The 15,761-nt window shown below is 67.9% G+C and carries 19 protein-coding genes and 1 pseudogene; 14 read left to right on the forward strand and 6 right to left on the reverse strand.

Translation table 11 applies throughout. The annotated features are described in order from the left end of the window. The first annotated feature begins 124 nt into the window (after positions 1 to 124). From M0R88_RS12860 to M0R88_RS12870, 3 genes are all read left to right on the forward strand, one after another. Positions 125 to 352 carry a DUF8015 family protein gene (locus M0R88_RS12860; protein WP_248653904.1) on the forward strand — a complete coding sequence of 76 codons (228 nt, stop codon included), beginning with the start codon at positions 125 to 127 and terminating at the stop codon, positions 350 to 352. A gap of 162 nt (positions 353 to 514) precedes the next feature. Further along, positions 515 to 1,513, forward strand: a complete 999-nt coding sequence (locus tag M0R88_RS12865) for an ornithine cyclodeaminase family protein (RefSeq protein WP_248653905.1) — start codon at positions 515 to 517, stop codon at positions 1,511 to 1,513. Positions 1,514 to 1,856: 343 nt separating this feature from the next. Continuing rightward, a complete protein-coding gene (locus M0R88_RS12870) occupies positions 1,857 to 2,183 on the forward strand; it encodes a hypothetical protein (protein ID WP_248653906.1) in 327 nt (108 codons plus the stop codon). 39 nt (positions 2,184 to 2,222) lie between these two features. On the opposite strand, the gene M0R88_RS12875 is transcribed toward M0R88_RS12870, so the two are convergent. Continuing rightward, the gene (locus M0R88_RS12875; protein ID WP_248653907.1) at positions 2,223 to 3,281 is read right to left on the reverse strand and encodes a presenilin family intramembrane aspartyl protease PSH; all 1,059 of its coding nucleotides are present in this window, start codon (positions 3,279 to 3,281) and stop codon (positions 2,223 to 2,225) included. Positions 3,282 to 3,406: 125 nt separating this feature from the next. On the opposite strand from M0R88_RS12875, the gene M0R88_RS12880 reads away from it, so the two are divergent. Beyond that, positions 3,407 to 3,721, forward strand: coding sequence for a hypothetical protein (locus M0R88_RS12880; RefSeq protein ID WP_248653908.1), 315 nt, complete (start codon positions 3,407 to 3,409; stop codon positions 3,719 to 3,721). A gap of 28 nt (positions 3,722 to 3,749) precedes the next feature. On the opposite strand, the gene M0R88_RS12885 is transcribed toward M0R88_RS12880, so the two are convergent. The 3 genes from M0R88_RS12885 to M0R88_RS12895 all read right to left on the reverse strand — a co-directional run bounded on the left by M0R88_RS12885 (position 3,750) and on the right by M0R88_RS12895 (position 5,514). Next, complete coding sequence (locus tag M0R88_RS12885; RefSeq protein ID WP_248656705.1) at positions 3,750 to 3,977, reverse strand: H/ACA ribonucleoprotein complex subunit GAR1; 228 nt, start codon at positions 3,975 to 3,977, stop codon at positions 3,750 to 3,752. A gap of 5 nt (positions 3,978 to 3,982) precedes the next feature. Continuing rightward, on the reverse strand, positions 3,983 to 4,264 hold the full coding sequence (gene srp19, locus M0R88_RS12890) for a signal recognition particle subunit SRP19 (RefSeq protein WP_248653909.1): 282 nt from the start codon (positions 4,262 to 4,264) through the stop codon (positions 3,983 to 3,985). Positions 4,265 to 4,329: 65 nt separating this feature from the next. Then, the gene (locus M0R88_RS12895) at positions 4,330 to 5,514 is read right to left on the reverse strand and encodes a PGF-CTERM-anchored ABC transporter substrate-binding protein (protein WP_248653910.1); all 1,185 of its coding nucleotides are present in this window, start codon (positions 5,512 to 5,514) and stop codon (positions 4,330 to 4,332) included. Positions 5,515 to 5,575: 61 nt separating this feature from the next. On the opposite strand from M0R88_RS12895, the gene btuC reads away from it, so the two are divergent. The 3 genes and pseudogenes from btuC to M0R88_RS18890 all read left to right on the forward strand — a co-directional run bounded on the left by btuC (position 5,576) and on the right by M0R88_RS18890 (position 8,385). Then, entirely contained in the window at positions 5,576 to 6,688 is a 1,113-nt protein-coding gene (gene btuC, locus M0R88_RS12900; RefSeq protein ID WP_248653911.1) for a vitamin B12 ABC transporter permease BtuC, read from the forward strand. A 419-nt stretch (positions 6,689 to 7,107) separates the two neighbouring features. Next, a pseudogene (locus M0R88_RS18885) lies at positions 7,108 to 7,866 on the forward strand (heme ABC transporter ATP-binding protein); the annotation flags it as partial. Beyond that, positions 7,855 to 8,385 carry a hypothetical protein gene (locus tag M0R88_RS18890; RefSeq protein WP_497007284.1) on the forward strand — a complete coding sequence of 177 codons (531 nt, stop codon included), beginning with the start codon at positions 7,855 to 7,857 and terminating at the stop codon, positions 8,383 to 8,385. The pseudogene M0R88_RS18885 and the gene M0R88_RS18890, both read left to right, overlap by 12 nt. An 81-nt stretch (positions 8,386 to 8,466) precedes the next feature. Here M0R88_RS18890 and M0R88_RS12910 read toward each other — a convergent pair whose 3' ends face one another. After that, entirely contained in the window at positions 8,467 to 8,835 is a 369-nt protein-coding gene (locus M0R88_RS12910) for a winged helix-turn-helix transcriptional regulator (protein WP_248653913.1), read from the reverse strand. Between the two features lie 153 nt (positions 8,836 to 8,988). On the opposite strand from M0R88_RS12910, the gene M0R88_RS12915 reads away from it, so the two are divergent. The 3 genes from M0R88_RS12915 to M0R88_RS12925 all read left to right on the forward strand — a co-directional run bounded on the left by M0R88_RS12915 (position 8,989) and on the right by M0R88_RS12925 (position 11,300). After that, positions 8,989 to 9,294, forward strand: coding sequence for a hypothetical protein (locus M0R88_RS12915; RefSeq protein WP_248653914.1), 306 nt, complete (start codon positions 8,989 to 8,991; stop codon positions 9,292 to 9,294). Positions 9,295 to 9,424: 130 nt separating this feature from the next. Beyond that, entirely contained in the window at positions 9,425 to 10,435 is a 1,011-nt protein-coding gene (locus M0R88_RS12920) for a hypothetical protein (protein ID WP_248653915.1), read from the forward strand. Positions 10,436 to 10,586: 151 nt separating this feature from the next. Continuing rightward, a complete protein-coding gene (locus tag M0R88_RS12925) occupies positions 10,587 to 11,300 on the forward strand; it encodes a class I SAM-dependent methyltransferase (RefSeq protein WP_248653916.1) in 714 nt (237 codons plus the stop codon). Here M0R88_RS12925 and M0R88_RS12930 read toward each other — a convergent pair. After that, the gene (locus tag M0R88_RS12930; RefSeq protein ID WP_248653917.1) at positions 11,297 to 11,605 is read right to left on the reverse strand and encodes a hypothetical protein; all 309 of its coding nucleotides are present in this window, start codon (positions 11,603 to 11,605) and stop codon (positions 11,297 to 11,299) included. The two genes, M0R88_RS12925 and M0R88_RS12930, sit on opposite strands and share 4 nt — an antisense overlap. 145 nt (positions 11,606 to 11,750) lie before the next feature. On the opposite strand from M0R88_RS12930, the gene crtID reads away from it, so the two are divergent. The 4 genes from crtID (at position 11,751) to M0R88_RS12950 (ending at position 15,750) form a co-directional block, all read left to right on the forward strand. Next, positions 11,751 to 13,337, forward strand: coding sequence for a bifunctional phytoene desaturase/3,4-desaturase (crtID, locus tag M0R88_RS12935; protein ID WP_248653918.1), 1,587 nt, complete (start codon positions 11,751 to 11,753; stop codon positions 13,335 to 13,337). A gap of 3 nt (positions 13,338 to 13,340) precedes the next feature. Beyond that, a complete protein-coding gene (locus M0R88_RS12940) occupies positions 13,341 to 14,246 on the forward strand; it encodes a prenyltransferase (protein ID WP_248653919.1) in 906 nt (301 codons plus the stop codon). After that, positions 14,239 to 15,120, forward strand: a complete 882-nt coding sequence (cruF, locus tag M0R88_RS12945; protein ID WP_256468563.1) for a bisanhydrobacterioruberin hydratase — start codon at positions 14,239 to 14,241, stop codon at positions 15,118 to 15,120. Before M0R88_RS12940 ends, cruF begins: the two co-directional genes overlap by 8 nt. A 102-nt stretch (positions 15,121 to 15,222) precedes the next feature. Beyond that, positions 15,223 to 15,750, forward strand: coding sequence for an SHOCT domain-containing protein (locus tag M0R88_RS12950; protein ID WP_248653920.1), 528 nt, complete (start codon positions 15,223 to 15,225; stop codon positions 15,748 to 15,750). Positions 15,751 to 15,761 lie beyond the last annotated feature (11 nt).

The following is a 15,761-nucleotide window of genomic DNA, read 5'->3' on the forward strand; positions in this document are numbered from 1 at the left end:
ATTCTGGTGGCGTATCTATAAGTTATGAGAATCTCATCCAGAGCATAGGATTCGCCTATCGGTATTGAACCGCTCAACTACGGGAAAGAGTTATATACCTATGGAGCATATTTTGTAATAGATTATGACTGGGTACTACGACCTAATCCTCGGACTGATTCCGCTTTCCCTGATCGGTGTAACCGCTGCGCTGAGCGTCGTCGGCTTCTCGATTACGTCCGCCGTCCCGCTGGCTGCCGGCATCCCCGTCGCGCTCATCGGTCACGCACTGTTCGTCAACAGCCCCGTGGACGACACCCAGTCGTCGTCCGACACCGTCGAATCTTCGACTTCCTTCGAACCCGCCGACTGAATCGGCTCTCGACTCCGTCGCTGCGGCTTCTCCTTTCACTTCTCGCTTTGGGTGGTTTCGATGTCGAGTGTCTTCTCCGACCGCGACGCGGACAGGTCAACCACTCGTCACGCCTCGCGTCGTCCCTCAATCGTTTTCCGACTGGACTGTGTTCACTCGGGCATGACGGACGCTCTGTTCCTGACCAGCGAGGAGGTTTCCGGACTGGCGACGCCCGCCGAATACGTCGAGGCGGTCCGCGACGGCTACCGCCAGCGCGGCGAGGGCGCTCCGGCCCGTCCGCGCGCGAAACTCACCAACGCCGAGCCGCCGGGGATGCTCACCGACTACTCGGCGGTCCTGCCCGAGACCGGCGCGATGGGCGGGTACATGTACGCCGCCGGGTTCGGCGCGGAAGACGCGTGGTTCGTCGCCCCCGTCTTCGACGCCGAGTCGGGCGAACCGCTGGCGCTTCTGGACGGCGCGAGCATGAACCCCTTCAAGACCGGTGCGGCGGGCGCGGTCGGCATCGACGCGCTGGCCCGCGAGGACGCCAAGACGCTCGCGCTCATCGGCAGTGGCTCGCAGGCCCGCGGGCAGTTGCGCGCGGCCGCGACCGTCCGGGACCTCGAAAGCGTCTGGGTGTACTCGCCGACCAAGGAGTCGCGCGAGTCCTTCGCGGCCGAGATGAACGAGGAGTTAGGTCCCTCGGTCGCCGCCGTCGCGTCCAGCGCCGCGGCGGTCGAGGAGGCCGACATCGTGGTCACGGCGACGACCGCGAGCGACCCCGTCTTCGACGGCGACCTGCTCGCGGAGGGCACTCACGTCACCGCGATGGGCCAGTACCACCCCGAGAAGCGCGAACTCGACGCGACGACAGTCGGGCGCGCCAAGTACGTCCCGGACCTCCGCGAACGCGTGATGAAGGACGCCGGGTCGTTCATCGCCGCGGTCGAGGAGGGCGTGGTCTCGGAGGACGACGTGTACGCCGAACTGGGCGAGGTCGTCGCCGGGGGAGCGCCCGGTCGCGAGTCCGACGACGAAATCACCGTCTTCGACAGCGGCGGCACCGGCATCGAGACGGTCGCCGCGGCGCACATGCTCTACGAGAAGGCGGATGACGAGGGTCTCGGCTCGGAAATCTCGTTCGCGCCCGCGAGCGAGGCGCTGACGGGACGGTAGACCTCGACTGGTCGGGCCGGACTACGAATTAGACGATTCGGAGAAGTGAGTGGTCGTTCGGTGCAAGGCTACCTTACGCCGCGAGCATCATCGCCGCGATGAACGACGAGTCGGTGCCCGCTTTCGTCTCTTCTTTCTTGCGCTCTACGTCGGTCATGTTTCGGGGATGCTGCCATCGCATACCCATACAAAATATTTACTCGCACTTGAGTATGTCGTCTCGGTTATGGGTTGTGAGCGGCTCGCAAATCATTTGTGATGGCATATCACGGAGTCCCGGCGGGACGCCGCCGACACGTAGGGACACCGACAGATTTCTGTGGTCGCCTTCCGATGACAACGTATGGGCTCCGCTTCTGACGATCGGTCCGACCGACCCTCCCGCGACCCGGAAGAGACCGCCGAACCCGACGGGGGCGACGAAATCGGCTTCGACGAGGCCGCGCTCTACGGCGTCGTCCGCGAGGCCGTCGAGGACGCCATCCTCGGCGTTATCGGGACGCTGTTGCTGGTCGGCGTCGCACTGGTGGTCGTTTGGGCTGGCATCGGAATGGTGACTCGGACGGGAGGTTCGGCCCCAACGGTGCTAGGCGGCCTCATCATCGCTTTCGGCCTCTACCTCGGCGCGGTGACGCTGGGCGTGGTTCCGCCGATTCGCGATCGGTTTTGAAGTCCGCAGAACGAGAACGTCGCTGAAGCGTCGGTTCAGTTACAGTCCCAACGCCTGCATCAGCGTCATCCCGCTCGCCAGCGCGCCGACCAGATAGCCGCCGATAGCGCCGCCGTTCAGGAGCGGGAGTCCGGCGTGCGCGCGACCCTTCATGACCATCCAGAGGAGGACGAGCAGTCCCGCGATGGTGCCGACCATCGAGGTCAGCGCGGGCAGGTTGAGCGCGAACCCGGAGATCAGCGATTCGGGCGGCGCGAAGGAGGCCGCGCTGGCGACCATCACCGTCGGCATCACCGCGTCGCCCAACCCGATGAAGAACACGTCGCGGTCGGTCACGTCCGGGCGCTCGGCCTCGTCGTGGGCGTCCGATTCCGGCGCTCGCTCGGCGTCCGCCTCCGGCGTCTCGCCGCCGTCGGCGGCGCTGGCGGTCTCGGTCTCGTCGGGCGCGTCCGCGGCGTCTTCCCCGTCGGCCATCCCGTCGTCGTCCAAGAACGAGTACGAGAGCGTCATCGGAATCACGAGGATGACGGGAATCTTCAGGTCCATCACGCCCGAGGCGAGCGTCAGCATGTGTTCGGTGCCGTAGACGCTGATGGCGTCGTACACCGCGAGGACGGTCAACAGCAGGACGGCCGGAAGCAGGCCAAAGCTGATGCCGAACAGTCCGGCCGCGCCAGCGCCCATCAGGACGCCCGCGGCGTCGATGACGTACCACTCGGGGTGGACCGCGAGCGCCAGCGAGACGGTCGCGGCCGCGGCCAGCGCGGCCAGATTGAGGGGTGCGCCGCCCAACTGCACGACGACCCACGCCGGAATCACGACCGAGAAGACGTACCACGAGAGCAGTCCGCTGGTGAAGATGAGCGCCCCGCGGAGCAGCCACTGCACGTCGAGTTTGATGATAGCGAGCATCACGCCGGTCAGGACCAGCACCGCCGCGACGTAGACCAGACTGTTCGTCGGGTCGGAGGGGTTCTCGACCTGCTGGTAGCCCGCCTGCTGGAACGGTTCGACGAGCGCCAGCGCACCGAGTTGGACGAACAGGAACATGGCGACGGTCAACCCGGCGGCCGCGAACACGCGCGTTCGATTCTCCATGCCCGGTCGTTGCCACCCGGCCGCCTTTGTGGTTGTGGTCTCTCGGCGTCCCGCGACCGGCCCCCGCCGGTTTCATTCACCAGCTAATCGATACGTTTTTCGTCGCGGCAGGTCCATGCGATGGTATGTCGAGTCACGGAGCGCGGGGGCGCTCGTCGGGGACCGTCCGCCTTCCCGAGACCGTGCCGTTCACCCTCCCCGCCCTGAACCGCCTCAGTTGGGAGTTAGGGTCGCGGGTCGTCTCCCGAGCGTCGAAGGTGGCCGCGTGGGAACACCGCTCCACCGGGCGGACGCTCGGCGTCTACGACGTGACCGAGAACACGGTCGTCCTCGCCGTCCGGACTCCGGTCGGGCGCGAACGCTTCTACGGCGCGGCGAAAGCCGACTTCGAGGAGAAGCGCACCCGACTCGCCGAGGCGGACGACTGGCGGCGAGCGTAGAATCGGGCGCTCGGCGGGCGTACGAGCCTCACCGCGCGTACAGTTTCTGGCCCACCAGCGTCGCCAGCGCGACCCCTTCGTCGGGCGTGACCGCGACGTAGGGCCGCGAGACCGGGCCGAACACGTCCACGACCCGACCTACGACGGTCAGTTGCTCGTCCACCGCTTCGGTCCCCACGTCCGGCGGGTCGTCGTCGGGACACCGGACGACCGCCAATCCTTGGGCGGTCCGGACGACCTCGCCGAGTCTCTGCATCGGCATCAGTCTCGGAGCGCCGCGACGTAGGCCGCGACCGCCTGAATCAGGTCGTTCTTCGAGGAGTCGTCGGCGTTCTGGACCAGCACGCGACCGCGCTCGTCCCAGTTCTCGCGGGAGTAGGCCTTGTCGCGCTCGATTATCGCGTCGTACCCGACCTGTTGGACCGCCTGAGCGATTTCGTCCACCGTCGGCTCCTCGACGGCCATCTCGGCGGCCACCCGTCGGCCCTCGTTGCGGGTCTTCTCCGCGTCGAAGTAGGCGGGCCACAGCACTTTCTCGACCATACGTCAACGTCTCGCTCCGGCCGTTAAACAACTTAGGAAATGAAAAAGAGCGAATCTCGGCGACGTCAGCGACGGCGCGCGAGCATCGCCGCGCCGGCGAGCGCCGCGAGCGCGGCGGGGACGCCGAAGCCGGGGATGGACCCCGACGAGGAGTCGTCGGCGGCGGTCGAGGTGGTCGTCGCTTCCTGCATCGCGCCCTCGGAGGTCGTCGCGGGCGCGTCAGTCGTCGTCTTGGTCGTCGTTTCCGTGTTCGCCGTCTCCGTACTCTCGGTCGTCGCCGTGGCGGTCGTGGTCGTCGCGTTCGCATCGGCGAAGGCCTCGGGATGGAACGACTTCGCCATCTTCACGATAGCGTAGACCACCCGCGGTGCCGGCTGACTGATGTTCTCGCTACTGACCGTGACGATTTGGCCGTTCTCGACGGCGGCGGTGCCGTTGTACGCCTCGGTCTGGGGGTAGCCGCCGAGCGCGCCGATCTGGACGATCCACTCGGGGTTCTGCTCGACGATGACCTCCTCGCTGATCTTGGCGTAGCCGGTGATGTTGGCCTCGGCCGCGACGTTGCTCCCGCCGGCGAGTTCGACCACGTTCCCGACGAAGGTGCCGTTGCCCGCGGTCCAGCCACCGCCCTGCGAGACGAAGACCGAGGGCGAGGACTCGCCCTCGGTGGCCTCGCGGACTGTCGAGATGCGGTCTTTCATCCACGAGACCGTCTCGGCCGCGCCCGCGCAGTTACCCGTGAGTTCCCCGGTCAGGTTCGTCTTCGCGTAGATGTCCGCGACCGACTTCGCCTCCGCGAACTTGAAGACGGTGAGTCCCGCCTCCCGGAGCTTTCCGACCGTCTCGTTCGAGATGACGTTCGCCGCGAGGACGAGACCGGGCTCCTGGGCGACGACCTTCTCGACGTTCACGTAGGTCCGACCCGCGCCCGAGACGTTCGCCCGCGACTCGGTACCATTCAGATACGACGAGTACTTGGTGACGCCGACGACCTGGGACTTACCGCCGATCTCCCACATCGTCTGGGCCGCGCTCGGCCCGAGCGTGACGACGCGCTCGGGCGACTGTTCGACCGTCACCTCGGTTCCCGTCGCGTCGGTCGCGTTGACCGGGAACGAACAGTTCGACTGCGCTGTGCTTCCGACCGCGCTCGCGTCGCTCGGGGTCGCCTCGGAGACCGCTCCGACCGGGGCGACGCCCGCCGTGAGGACGAGCAGTACCGCGAATAGAGTCGTTGCCTGCTGGCTCATGCGTGCCCATCTCCGGCCGTATCCAATAAGTATTTACCTAAAGCAACCTCGATTTCAGACGATGCGCGACTCCGCGAGAGTCGTCGGTTGGTCGACGGGGTTGGCCGCGACGCTGGCGGTCGTCGTCATCGCGAGCGCCGCCATCGGGCCGGTCCCGCTCGACTACGTGGTGGTCGGGAAGGTCCTCCTGAACGCGCTCGCGGTGCCCGCCGGGGTCGGGGTGGCCGAGCGGACGCTCCGGATCGCGGGGCTGGCGGTCTCGGCTCCGACCCCGACCGTCGAGTTCGCGCCCCTCTTTCACTTCGCGGTGCCCGAGACCGCCCGGACCATCGTCGTGACGCTCCGGTTGCCCCGCATCGTCTTGGGCGCGGTCGTCGGCTTCGCGCTCTCGACGGCGGGGGTCGTGATGCAGGGGTTCTTCCGGAATCCGATGGCCGACCCCTCCATCATCGGCGTCTCGTCGGGCGCGGCGGTGGGCGCGGTGGCGACCATCGCGCTCCCGTTCGCCCTCCCGGTCGGTCCGCACCTCGCGCTCCCGGCCGCCGCCTTCCTCGGCGCTATCGGGGCCGCGTTCGGCGTCTACCTGCTCGCCACCGAAGACGGCCGGACGCCGGTCGCCACCCTCCTGCTCGCCGGCGTCGCGGTCCAGACCTTCCTCGGCGCGGTGGTCTCCTTTCTGCTCCTCCAGAGCGGCGAGAGCCTTCGCCGGGCGGTCTACTGGCTGATGGGCCACCTCCATCTGGCCTCGTGGGCCGACGTGGCGATGGTCCTACCGGTGACGCTCGTCGGGTTCGCCGTCCTGCTGGCGTACGCGAACGACCTGAACGTCCTCCTGCTCGGCGAGGAGGACGCCCACGCGCTCGGCGTCGAGGTCGAACGCACCAAGCGCCTCCTGCTCGGCGTCGCCAGCGTGATGACCGGCGCGGCGGTCGCGGTCACGGGCGTCATCGGCTTCGTCGGACTGGTCGTGCCCCACGTCATGCGCCTGCTCGTCGGGCCGAACCACCGAATTCTGCTCCCGACCTCGGCGCTCGCGGGCGCGACGTTCCTCGTCGCCACGGACACGCTGGCGCGCTCCGGCCCCGCGGAGCTACCGGTCGGCATCGTGACCGCGTTTCTGGGCGCGCCCTTCTTCCTCTACCTGCTCCGCTCGCGGGAGGTACACGCGCTATGAGCCGTATTTCGGACGTTTTCGGAAGGCAGTCCTTTTCGACTGGATGCGCTCGGCTACTCAGCCGACAGGGACGCACTACCCGCAACGAACTACCGTTTGGGTGGACCGAAAGGGGCCGATCGCTCGGGGGTCGGAGACCCGTGGTCGTCTCCCGCGGCTCTATCCGAGGCGAACCGAAGGTGAGCCGAGGATATCCGCCGGAGCGACCGCGAGCGGTCGGGGGCTTTCTAAAACGACGTTCCTCTAACTCGGGAGAAGACTGCGACGACTCCGATTCCGACGCCAAAAACCGCGACTGCAACGCCTCTAACTCCGACGCCAAAAACCGTAACCGCAACCGCGACAGCACGGACGACTCCAATTCCGATACCAGCGACCGCATAAACAGCAGAGCAAACACTCGAAACGCCTAGAAACCGATGATAGAGATAGACGACGTAGCAGTCGAACTCGGTGGCAATCGAGTCCTCGACGGCGTGACCACCACCGTCGAGGACGGCCGGTTCGTCGGCTTGGTCGGGCCGAACGGGGCCGGAAAGACCACCCTGCTCCGGACCATCCACGGCGTCCTCGCGCCCGACCGCGGCGAGGTCCGGGTGGGCGGCGACCCCGTCTCGTCGCTCTCCTCGAAGGAGGCGAGTCGCCGGGTCGCGGTGGTCCCGCAGGACACCACGCTCTCATTCGACTTCCCCGTCGAGGAAGCCGTGGCGATGGGTCGCCACCCCTATCGGTCGCGCTTTTCCGGTCCGCAATCGTCCCGAGAAGACACCTCCGACCGCGAGCGCGTCCGGTCGGCGATGGAGCGCACCGAGGTCGGGGACTTCGCCGAGCGGTCGATTACCGCGGTGTCGGGCGGCGAGCGCCAGCGCGTCCTGCTGGCGCGCGCGCTGGCCCAAGACACGCCCGCGCTCCTGTTGGACGAACCGACCGCGAGCCTCGACATCAACCATCAGGTCCGGACGCTCGAACTCGTCCGCGAACTGGCCGACGAGGGCAAGACCGTCGTGGCGGCCATCCACGACCTGAATCTGGCGGCCCACTACTGCGACGAGTTGCGCCTGCTCGCGGGCGGCGAGATTCGAGCCAGCGGAGACCCCGAGACGGTCCTCGCGGAGGACCACCTCGAAGCCGCCTTCGACACGCGGGCGGTCGTTTCGAGCCACCCCGTGACGGGTTCGACCTACGTCACGGCGCTCCCCGAGCGCCCGGCGGAGGACGACCAAGCGGGCCGAGTCCACGTCGTCGGCGGGGGCGGCACGGTCTCGCGGTTGCTCTACGTCCTCTCGGCGGCGGGCTACGAGGTCTCGGTCGGCGCGCTCAACGAGGGCGACTCCGACCTCGAAACCGCCCGGTCGCTCGGTCTCGACGCCGTGACCGAGGAGCCGTTCGCGCCGGTCGGCGAGGCGGCCCGCCGAGAGGTCGAGGCCCGCGTCCGAGAGGCCGACGCGACGGTCCTCGCCGACGTGGAGGTCGGCGCGGGCAACCTCGCCAACCTCCGGGCCGCCCGCGAGGCCGACTCGGTGGTCGTGGTCGAGGAACGCCCGTTCGACGAGCGCAACTACGCCGGGAGCGACGCCGCCGCGCTCTATCGGGAGTTGAGCGAGCGCGGGCGAGTGGTCGGTCCCGACGCCGTCTTCGGAGCGGTCGAAGAAGCGGTCGCCGAGTCCGAGACGCAGACGAACGTCGAAATGGAGTGAATTGTCGGGACCGCCCGTTCTCCGAGGTACGCGGGAACGACTGTCGGTCCGATACCGTATCTGTGCCGAGACGGACGGCGATCAACTACAGGACGTCTCTGGGAGATGCGTCTCGCCCCACGCGTCCATCGCTTCGATTACCGGTTCGAGCGAGGCACCCCGCTCGGTCAGCGAGTACTGGACCCGGACCGGCTTCTCGCTCACTATCTTTCGATTCACGAGAGCCTTGTCTTCCAAGTCCTCGAGACTGTTCGACAGTACGGTGCTCGAAATCGACTCGATGTCGTCCTTGAGCGCGTTGAATCCGAGCGGTCCGTGAACGAGCAGTCGATGGAGGATAACCGGATGCCACTTCTTTCCGAGGAGGTGGGCCGTACAGGTCACGGTACACCAGTCGTCGCCAGCGCACCACGACGCGACGCACGCCTCCTCTTCGACCGTTTCGGTCATCTGTCGAGAGCGTACCGGACGTGGACGTATCATTCTATCGCCACTGGATTACCAACCGAAACTAGGCACGAAACTGCAAGTAAGTCAGGAACCCGTACTCGGTCAGTGCGAGCTTCGCTGACGGTTAAAACGGTAGGGCGTTTCGGTACGAGTATGTCCTCTGAGATGGATTCCGCTCCTCCGAAACGGAGCGTCGTTTCGTCCGCGAGGGACCGAATCGGCCTCCGAAACACCGTGCTACTGTTCGCTGGCGTCCTCGCGGGCTACAGCCTCGGCATCGTCGGCGAAGGCCCCATCGACGTTCCCGTTCTCGGGCCGATTCCCGCGACGGTCCTCGGTGGCATCGGGTTGGCTCTCGCATTCGTCACGTACCGACGGAACAGTTGCTGCAACGATTGCGCCGATGACGCGTGTGGCTGTTCCGGCGAGTGCGGCGATAGCTGTTCGTACGAACCGTAACCGAACCGCGACTCGTCGGTCGGCGGTCGGTCCGGCGCGACGCACGGAACGTCCCGGCCACGACGAGACGCGACCTCAGCGACACCCCGAGACACAAAGGATTTGTCAACCCCGTCGGAACTGCCCGACGATGCCCTCCACGTTCACGCGACGGCGACTGCTGGCGGCCGGTGCGACGGTCTGTCTCGCCGAGTCGAGCGGTTGTCTCGACGCGATTCGCGGCGCGACCGGAAGCGACGGTGGCGGCGGAAGCGCGACCGGCGACCGGCGTCTCAGGCTCTCGCTCTCGCGCCGGTCGGGGTCGCTCGCCGACCGATACGTCACCGACCTCGAAGCGACCCGCCCCGACTGGGACGAAGAAGCGTTCGCGGCCGCGGTCGCCGGCGAGACGTACACGACGCAGTTCAGGGAACCGTTCTTCGCGCGCGAGAACCCGAAGTACGCGAAACGCGAGGGAACCTATTACCGACTCGGCTCCGTCGTCGTCGGCGAGCGGGAGGCGACCCATCCGGTCCTCCGACTCCGGACGGTCGGGTCGCCCGACGAACTCGACTCGGTGCCCGACCACGCGGCCTACGACGAGTTGCACGAGGCCGACCGGCGCGCGGTCTCCATCGCGTACAAGGCCGCCCGCGCTCGGGGCAACGTCGGCGGCGTGCCGTGGGGACTCGTCGAGCGCGGCGGCTACGTCTACCGGAGCGACGAGGCGGTCGGTGCGAGCAACCTCGTCGGCGACTCGGGACCGAGCCACGTCGAGTACCGCGGGACGATTTATCGGGTCGAAGTCTCGCGAGAGACGTTCCACGAACCGGTCTACCGCGCCGAGGTCGAACCCGTCGCCGAGTCGTCCGACGAGATGGAGGCGGTCCTCCGCGCTCGGTTCGTGGACGCGCGGTTCGGCCGCGGGGACCTCTCGAAGACCGAGCGGTCGATTCTCCGAGACGCCCGAAGTCGAGAGGGCTACGCCGAGCGCCACCCGTACTCCGAGGCGTACCGGTCGGTGCTGAAGCGACTCCACCGCCGGGCGTACATCGACGGGAACGTCCGGAAGGACGCGTTCGCGGAACCCGACCGCCCGCCGCTCGTACTGTACGACGGCGAGTACTACGAGTACCGACTCCGGTTCGTGACGAACGACTGAGCGCGGCCGAACGTCGGTCGGGGGTAGAGATTCCTCTGCAATTCCTAAAGACAGATGCCCCGTTCTCAAAGAACGGGGCATCTGTCTTCAATGTGCAACTCGATACCGTCTCTCACGAACTCTTTTCCGACGGCCCGATGCGGATTCACGCATGGCAGACCCCTTCGGTCGCGCGGTCCGCGACCACCACCGCGGCGAGCGCGAGGCACCGCTGATTCAGCGCGACGGCGAGCAGACCCGCGAGCATCCGATCGAACAGTTCTACTTCGCGGAGTTCACCGCCGAGGGCGAGACCGGCCGGTGGCTGGAATCGCACCTCGACGGACCGCTGGTGGACCTCGGGGCGGGCGCGGGCCGCCACGCGCTGTACTTTCAGGAGGAGTTCGAGACGGTCGCAATCGAGGTCAGCGAGAACTTGGTGGCGACGATGCGCGACCGGGGGGTGGCGGACGCCCGCGAGGGCGACATGTTCGCGCTCCGCGAGGCGTTCGAGCGCGACCGGTTCCGGTCGGCGCTCGCCGTCGGCACTCAACTGGGTCTCGCGGGGTCGATGGACGGTCTCCGGCGGTTTCTGGCCGACCTCGCGTACGTGACGGCGCCCGACGGGACCGCCGTGGTGGACTGCTACGACCCCGCCCGAATCGAGGACGGCGAGTTGCTCGGCTACCGTCCGGACCCGACGCCCGGACTGTCCGCGCGCGTGATGACCTTCGAGTACGAGGGCGAACTGGGCGAGACCCTGCTCTTTCGCCTGTTCGGTCCCGACCGGGTCCGAGAGGCGGCGGTCGGAACCGACTGGCAGGTCGCGGACGTGTACTACGGCGACGACGGGCCGCACTACCGGGCGGCGCTCGAAAAGCGCTAACTCGCCGCGCGTTCGCGCTGTTGTGCCAACTCGAACAGCATCAGCGCCGCGAACGTGCTGGCCGCGAGCATGACCATCCCCGCGATGCCGATTTCGACGTTCGGTGCGGCCAGACTCGCGGTGCCCAACAGTACGCCCGAAACCAGCGCGAGGGTCGCCCGGCCGGGGAGCGAGAACTTCGCGCATCGCTGGGCGAGCGTCGGGTCCAGCCCCACGATTCGGGTCCACACGACGTAGAGCGACACGACGAACAGAAACGAGAGCAGGCCGACGCCCAACAGGAGGGCGAACTTCGCAGGGTTCATCTCCTGTTTCGAAGGCATCATGGTTCAGATATAAGCGTGTCGGTGATATTTTCCGGAAATTACACGACTACGCGACGGCTCGCCCGGCCGGGTCGCCGAGCGTGCGGTCCGTCGATTTATGTGACTCGCGCCCTCAGAACCGGATATGGAACTCGCCGACCGGTCAGTCGTCGTCGTCGGAAGCGGCTTCGGCGGTCTCTCGACGGCCTGCTACCTCGCCGACGCGGGCGCGGACGTGACCGTCGTGGAGAAGAACGAACAGTTGGGCGGCCGGGCGAGCGTCCTCGAACGCGAGGGTTTCAGATTCGACATGGGTCCGTCGTGGTATCTGATGCCCGACGTGTTCGAGCGGTTCTTCGGCCACTTCGGTCGGCGTCCCGACGACTACTACGAACTTCACCATCTGGACCCACACTATCGGATTTTCTTCAAGGACGGCGACGACGTGACCGTCACGGCCGACCGCGAGGCGACCAAGGCGACCTTCGAGGAGTACGAACCCGGCGCGGGCGCGGCCCTCGACGACTACCTCGCGGAGTCCGAGGAGACCTACGACATCGGGATGGAGCACTTCGTCTACGAGGACCGGCCGCGGTTCCGCGACTACGTGGACTTGGACGTGTTCAGACACGCCCGCGGCCTGACGTTCCTCGGGTCGATGCAGGGCCACGTCGAGGAGTACTTCGACCACCCGAAGCTCCAGCAGATCATGCAGTACACGCTGGTCTTCCTCGGTGGCTCCCCGAAGAACACCCCGGCGCTCTACAACCTGATGAGCCACGTCGATTTCAACCTCGGAGTCCACTACCCCGTGCGCGCCGACGGCGACGGGGCCGACGCTGGCGAGACGAGCGACGGTGCCGACCGAAACGGAGCGGCCGACGACGGCGACGAGCGCGCGACCCCCGGCGGGATGGGGGTCGTCGTGGACGCGATGGCCGAGTTGGGCCGGGAGTTGGGCGTCGAGTACCGGACCGACAGCCCCGTCGAGTCGGTTCTCGGGTCGGCGGGGAACTTCCGCGTGGAAATCGACACCGACGACCCCGAAGACTATCTCCGCGCGGACCTCGTGGTCAGCGACGCCGACTACGCCCACACCGAGCAGGACCTGCTCCCGCCCCAGAGCCGCCAGTACGACGCCGACTACTGGGACTCGCGGACCTACGCGCCCTCCGCGTTCCTGCTGTACCTCGGCGTCGAGGGCGACGTGGACCCGCTCGACCACCACACGCTCGTCCTGCCGACCGACTGGAACGAGCACTTCGACCAGATATTCGAGGCCCCCGAGTGGCCCGAGGACCCGGCGTACTACCTCTGCGTGCCGAGCGAGACCGACGAGACGGTCGCGCCCGAGGGCCACAGCAACCTCTTCGCGCTGGTCCCCGTCGCGCCCGGTCTCGAAGACGGCCCCGAGACCCGCGAGCGCTACCGGGACCTCGTGTTGGACGACATCGCCGAGAACACCGGCGTCGAGTTGCGGGACCGCATCGTGGTCGAGGAGAGCTTTTGCGTCTCGGACTTCGCCGACCGGTACAACTCCATCGAGGGCACCGCGCTGGGTCTGGCTCACACCCTCCGTCAGACCGGCCCGCTCCGGCCCGGCCACCGCTCGTCGGAGGTGCCCGGACTCTACTTCACCGGGTCGTTCACCACGCCCGGCATCGGCGTCCCGATGTGTCTCATCAGCGGCCAGCACACCGCCGACGCCGTGCTGGAGGACTACGGCCGGTAAGCCATGCACGAACGCCAACCGACGGTCACGCTCGGCTACCTCCTGACGCTCTCGCGGCCCCGGTTCTGGTTCTACTTGGCCGGGCCAGTCCTCGTCGGCGTCGCCTACGGCGCGTCGGCGGTAAGCGAGCTGTTCGCCCCGGCCGCGGTCGCGCTGTTCGCGTACTTCCTCGTGCCGGCGAACGTCTACCTCTACGGCGTCAACGACGCCTTCGACGCGGACATCGACGTCGAGAATCCGAAGAAGACCGGCGAGCAGGCCCGCGAAGCCCGGTTCCGCGGCGGGGGAGCGGTCGCGGCGGTCGTCGCGGCCTGCGGTCTCGCGGGCCTCGCGCTGGCGGGCGCGTTCGCCGCGGGAGCGCTCGCGCTCTACCCGAACCCACCCGCCGGCGCGACCGTCGGCCCGGCCGCGTGGGTCGTCGCCTTCCTCGCGCTGGGCTACGCCTACAGCGCGCCGCCGTTCCGCCTCAAGACGGTCCCGCCGCTCGATTCGGTCTCGAACGGGCTCTACGTCCTGCCCGGCGCGGCGGCCTTCGTCGCCGTCGCCGGCCACCAGCCCCCGGCGCTCGCGGTCGTCGGCGGGTGGCTCTGGGCGATGGCGATGCACACCTTCTCGGCGATTCCCGACATCGAACCCGACCGCCGGGCCGGGATTCGCACGACCGCGACCGTCCTCGGCGAGCGCCGGACGCTGGCGTACTGCGGGGCGGTCTGGCTCCTCGCGGCCGGGGCCTTCGGCCTGCTCGACTGGCGGGGCGGGGCGCTCCTGCTCGTCTACCCCCTGCTCGCGGCGGGCGTCGCCGCGACCGACGTGGCCGTCTCGCGGGCCTACTGGTGGTTCCCGGCCGTCAACGGACTGGTCGGGATGGTGCTGACGCTGGGCGGTCTCTGGGGGGTCGTGCGTGGATAGTCCGAACCGGGACGGCGCGGCCGGGGACGGCGCGACCGACGAGCGCGCGACCAGAGCGCGGGTCGAGGCCGAACTCTCCCGACTCGTCCGCGAGAACCGATTCACCATCGCGGTCGTCTTCCCGCTGGTCGGGGCCGCGCTGTTCGTCCTGAGCCACGAGCGAGTCCTGCTCCCGGCGTGGCTGGCGATGAACCCGGTCCTCGTCCTCTTCGGGACCGCCGTGATGCGCCTGCCGCTGGTCGCCGGTCTCGCGCCGCTCGTGGACCGGAAGGCCGGACTGGGCCTGCTCGCGGTCACGGCCTACAGCTACTTCATCGAGTACGTCGGCGTCCACTACGGCGTGCCCTACGGCGAATTCAGCTACGAGCTTCAACTCGGGCCGATGGTCGGCGGGGTGCCGATTGGACTCCCCGTCTTCTTCCTCCCGCTGGTGGTCAACGGCTACCTGCTCGTGTTGCTCCTGCTCCCGCGGGCCTCCCGCGTCGAGCGGACGCTCGCGGCGCTCGCGGTCGTCCTCGTCGTTGACCTCGTGTTGGACCCCGCGGCGGTCGGTCTCGGCTTCTGGACCTACGACGGCGGCGGGTTCTACTACGGCGTTCCGCTCTCGAACTTCCTCGGTTGGATTCTCAGCGGCCTCGTCGCGGTCTCGATAGTCGAGTGGAGCTTCGACATCGAGGCGCTGGCCGACCGCCTCGAAACCTGCGAGTTCGCGCTCGACGACTTCGTGAGCTTCGTCGTGCTGTGGGGTGCGATGAACGTCTACTTCGGTAACTGGGTCGCGGTCGCGCTCGCGGTCGGCCTGTCGGCGGGGCTGGTCCGGACCGACCGCTTCGACTTCGTGGGTTTGGGTCGGGAGCGCCCCGAGCAGGGGTGACCTCCCCGCCCGAAGGACGCGGCGGACACGAGCCGTTCGTACCGAACGCCTCGCTCCGCCCGAAGGACGAAATTCAAGTGCGCGCGCCACCAACCCCCGACGATGGGATTGGTAGACGACTCGCGGGTCACGGTGCTTCTGGGCGGGTTCCTGTTGTCGCTACTCGCGCTGGTCGGCGTCACCGCACTCGGCGCGTTCGCGGTTCTCTCGGCGTTCCTCGACCCGGCCGCGGGCACGCCGCTGTTGGTCGCGCTGTTGCAGACCGCCGCGCCCTTCGTCGCCGTCGCCGCGATGCTCGGGGTGGTCTCGCTCGTCCTGCTGGTCGGCCTCGCGGTCGCGGTCGTCCGGAGCGCGTCGGTGCCCCGCGACGCCCGCCTCGCGCGACTCGCCCGGACGGTCGAGCGGTACTATCCCGGCGCACGCAGTCTCGGTCTCTCAGAGAAGTTCGAACCGACGACCGAGGACCGCATCGACCAACTGAAACAGCGGTACGTCGAGGGCGAGATAACCGAACTGGAGTACGAGCAGCGACTTCAGGAGCTGATGAGCGACGACGACGTGAGCGACGACCGCGTTCGCCGCGAACGCGAGCGGACCGACCGCCAGCGCGACCGCGAGTTCGAGTTGTGAGCGAGGCGGGC

Source organism: Halorussus gelatinilyticus, from assembly GCF_023238445.1.
Classification (GTDB): domain Archaea; phylum Halobacteriota; class Halobacteria; order Halobacteriales; family Haladaptataceae; genus Halorussus; species Halorussus gelatinilyticus.

What these genes read in the sequence shown, in the direction of transcription:
- M0R88_RS12860 (WP_248653904.1), top strand. Translation starts at nt 125, where the DNA reads ATGACTGGGTACTACGACCTAATCCTCGGACTGATTCCGCTTTCCCTG.
- M0R88_RS12865 (WP_248653905.1), top strand. Translation starts at nt 515, where the DNA reads ATGACGGACGCTCTGTTCCTGACCAGCGAGGAGGTTTCCGGACTGGCG.
- M0R88_RS12870 (WP_248653906.1), top strand. Translation starts at nt 1,857, where the DNA reads ATGGGCTCCGCTTCTGACGATCGGTCCGACCGACCCTCCCGCGACCCG.
- M0R88_RS12875 (WP_248653907.1), bottom strand. Translation starts at nt 3,281, where the DNA reads ATGGAGAATCGAACGCGCGTGTTCGCGGCCGCCGGGTTGACCGTCGCC.
- M0R88_RS12880 (WP_248653908.1), top strand. Translation starts at nt 3,407, where the DNA reads ATGTCGAGTCACGGAGCGCGGGGGCGCTCGTCGGGGACCGTCCGCCTT.
- M0R88_RS12885 (WP_248656705.1), bottom strand. Translation starts at nt 3,977, where the DNA reads ATGCAGAGACTCGGCGAGGTCGTCCGGACCGCCCAAGGATTGGCGGTC.
- srp19 (WP_248653909.1), bottom strand. Translation starts at nt 4,264, where the DNA reads ATGGTCGAGAAAGTGCTGTGGCCCGCCTACTTCGACGCGGAGAAGACC.
- M0R88_RS12895 (WP_248653910.1), bottom strand. Translation starts at nt 5,514, where the DNA reads ATGAGCCAGCAGGCAACGACTCTATTCGCGGTACTGCTCGTCCTCACG.
- btuC (WP_248653911.1), top strand. Translation starts at nt 5,576, where the DNA reads ATGCGCGACTCCGCGAGAGTCGTCGGTTGGTCGACGGGGTTGGCCGCG.
- M0R88_RS12910 (WP_248653913.1), bottom strand. Translation starts at nt 8,835, where the DNA reads ATGACCGAAACGGTCGAAGAGGAGGCGTGCGTCGCGTCGTGGTGCGCT.
- M0R88_RS12915 (WP_248653914.1), top strand. Translation starts at nt 8,989, where the DNA reads ATGTCCTCTGAGATGGATTCCGCTCCTCCGAAACGGAGCGTCGTTTCG.
- M0R88_RS12920 (WP_248653915.1), top strand. Translation starts at nt 9,425, where the DNA reads ATGCCCTCCACGTTCACGCGACGGCGACTGCTGGCGGCCGGTGCGACG.
- M0R88_RS12925 (WP_248653916.1), top strand. Translation starts at nt 10,587, where the DNA reads ATGGCAGACCCCTTCGGTCGCGCGGTCCGCGACCACCACCGCGGCGAG.
- M0R88_RS12930 (WP_248653917.1), bottom strand. Translation starts at nt 11,605, where the DNA reads ATGAACCCTGCGAAGTTCGCCCTCCTGTTGGGCGTCGGCCTGCTCTCG.
- crtID (WP_248653918.1), top strand. Translation starts at nt 11,751, where the DNA reads ATGGAACTCGCCGACCGGTCAGTCGTCGTCGTCGGAAGCGGCTTCGGC.
- M0R88_RS12940 (WP_248653919.1), top strand. Translation starts at nt 13,341, where the DNA reads ATGCACGAACGCCAACCGACGGTCACGCTCGGCTACCTCCTGACGCTC.
- M0R88_RS12950 (WP_248653920.1), top strand. Translation starts at nt 15,223, where the DNA reads ATGGGATTGGTAGACGACTCGCGGGTCACGGTGCTTCTGGGCGGGTTC.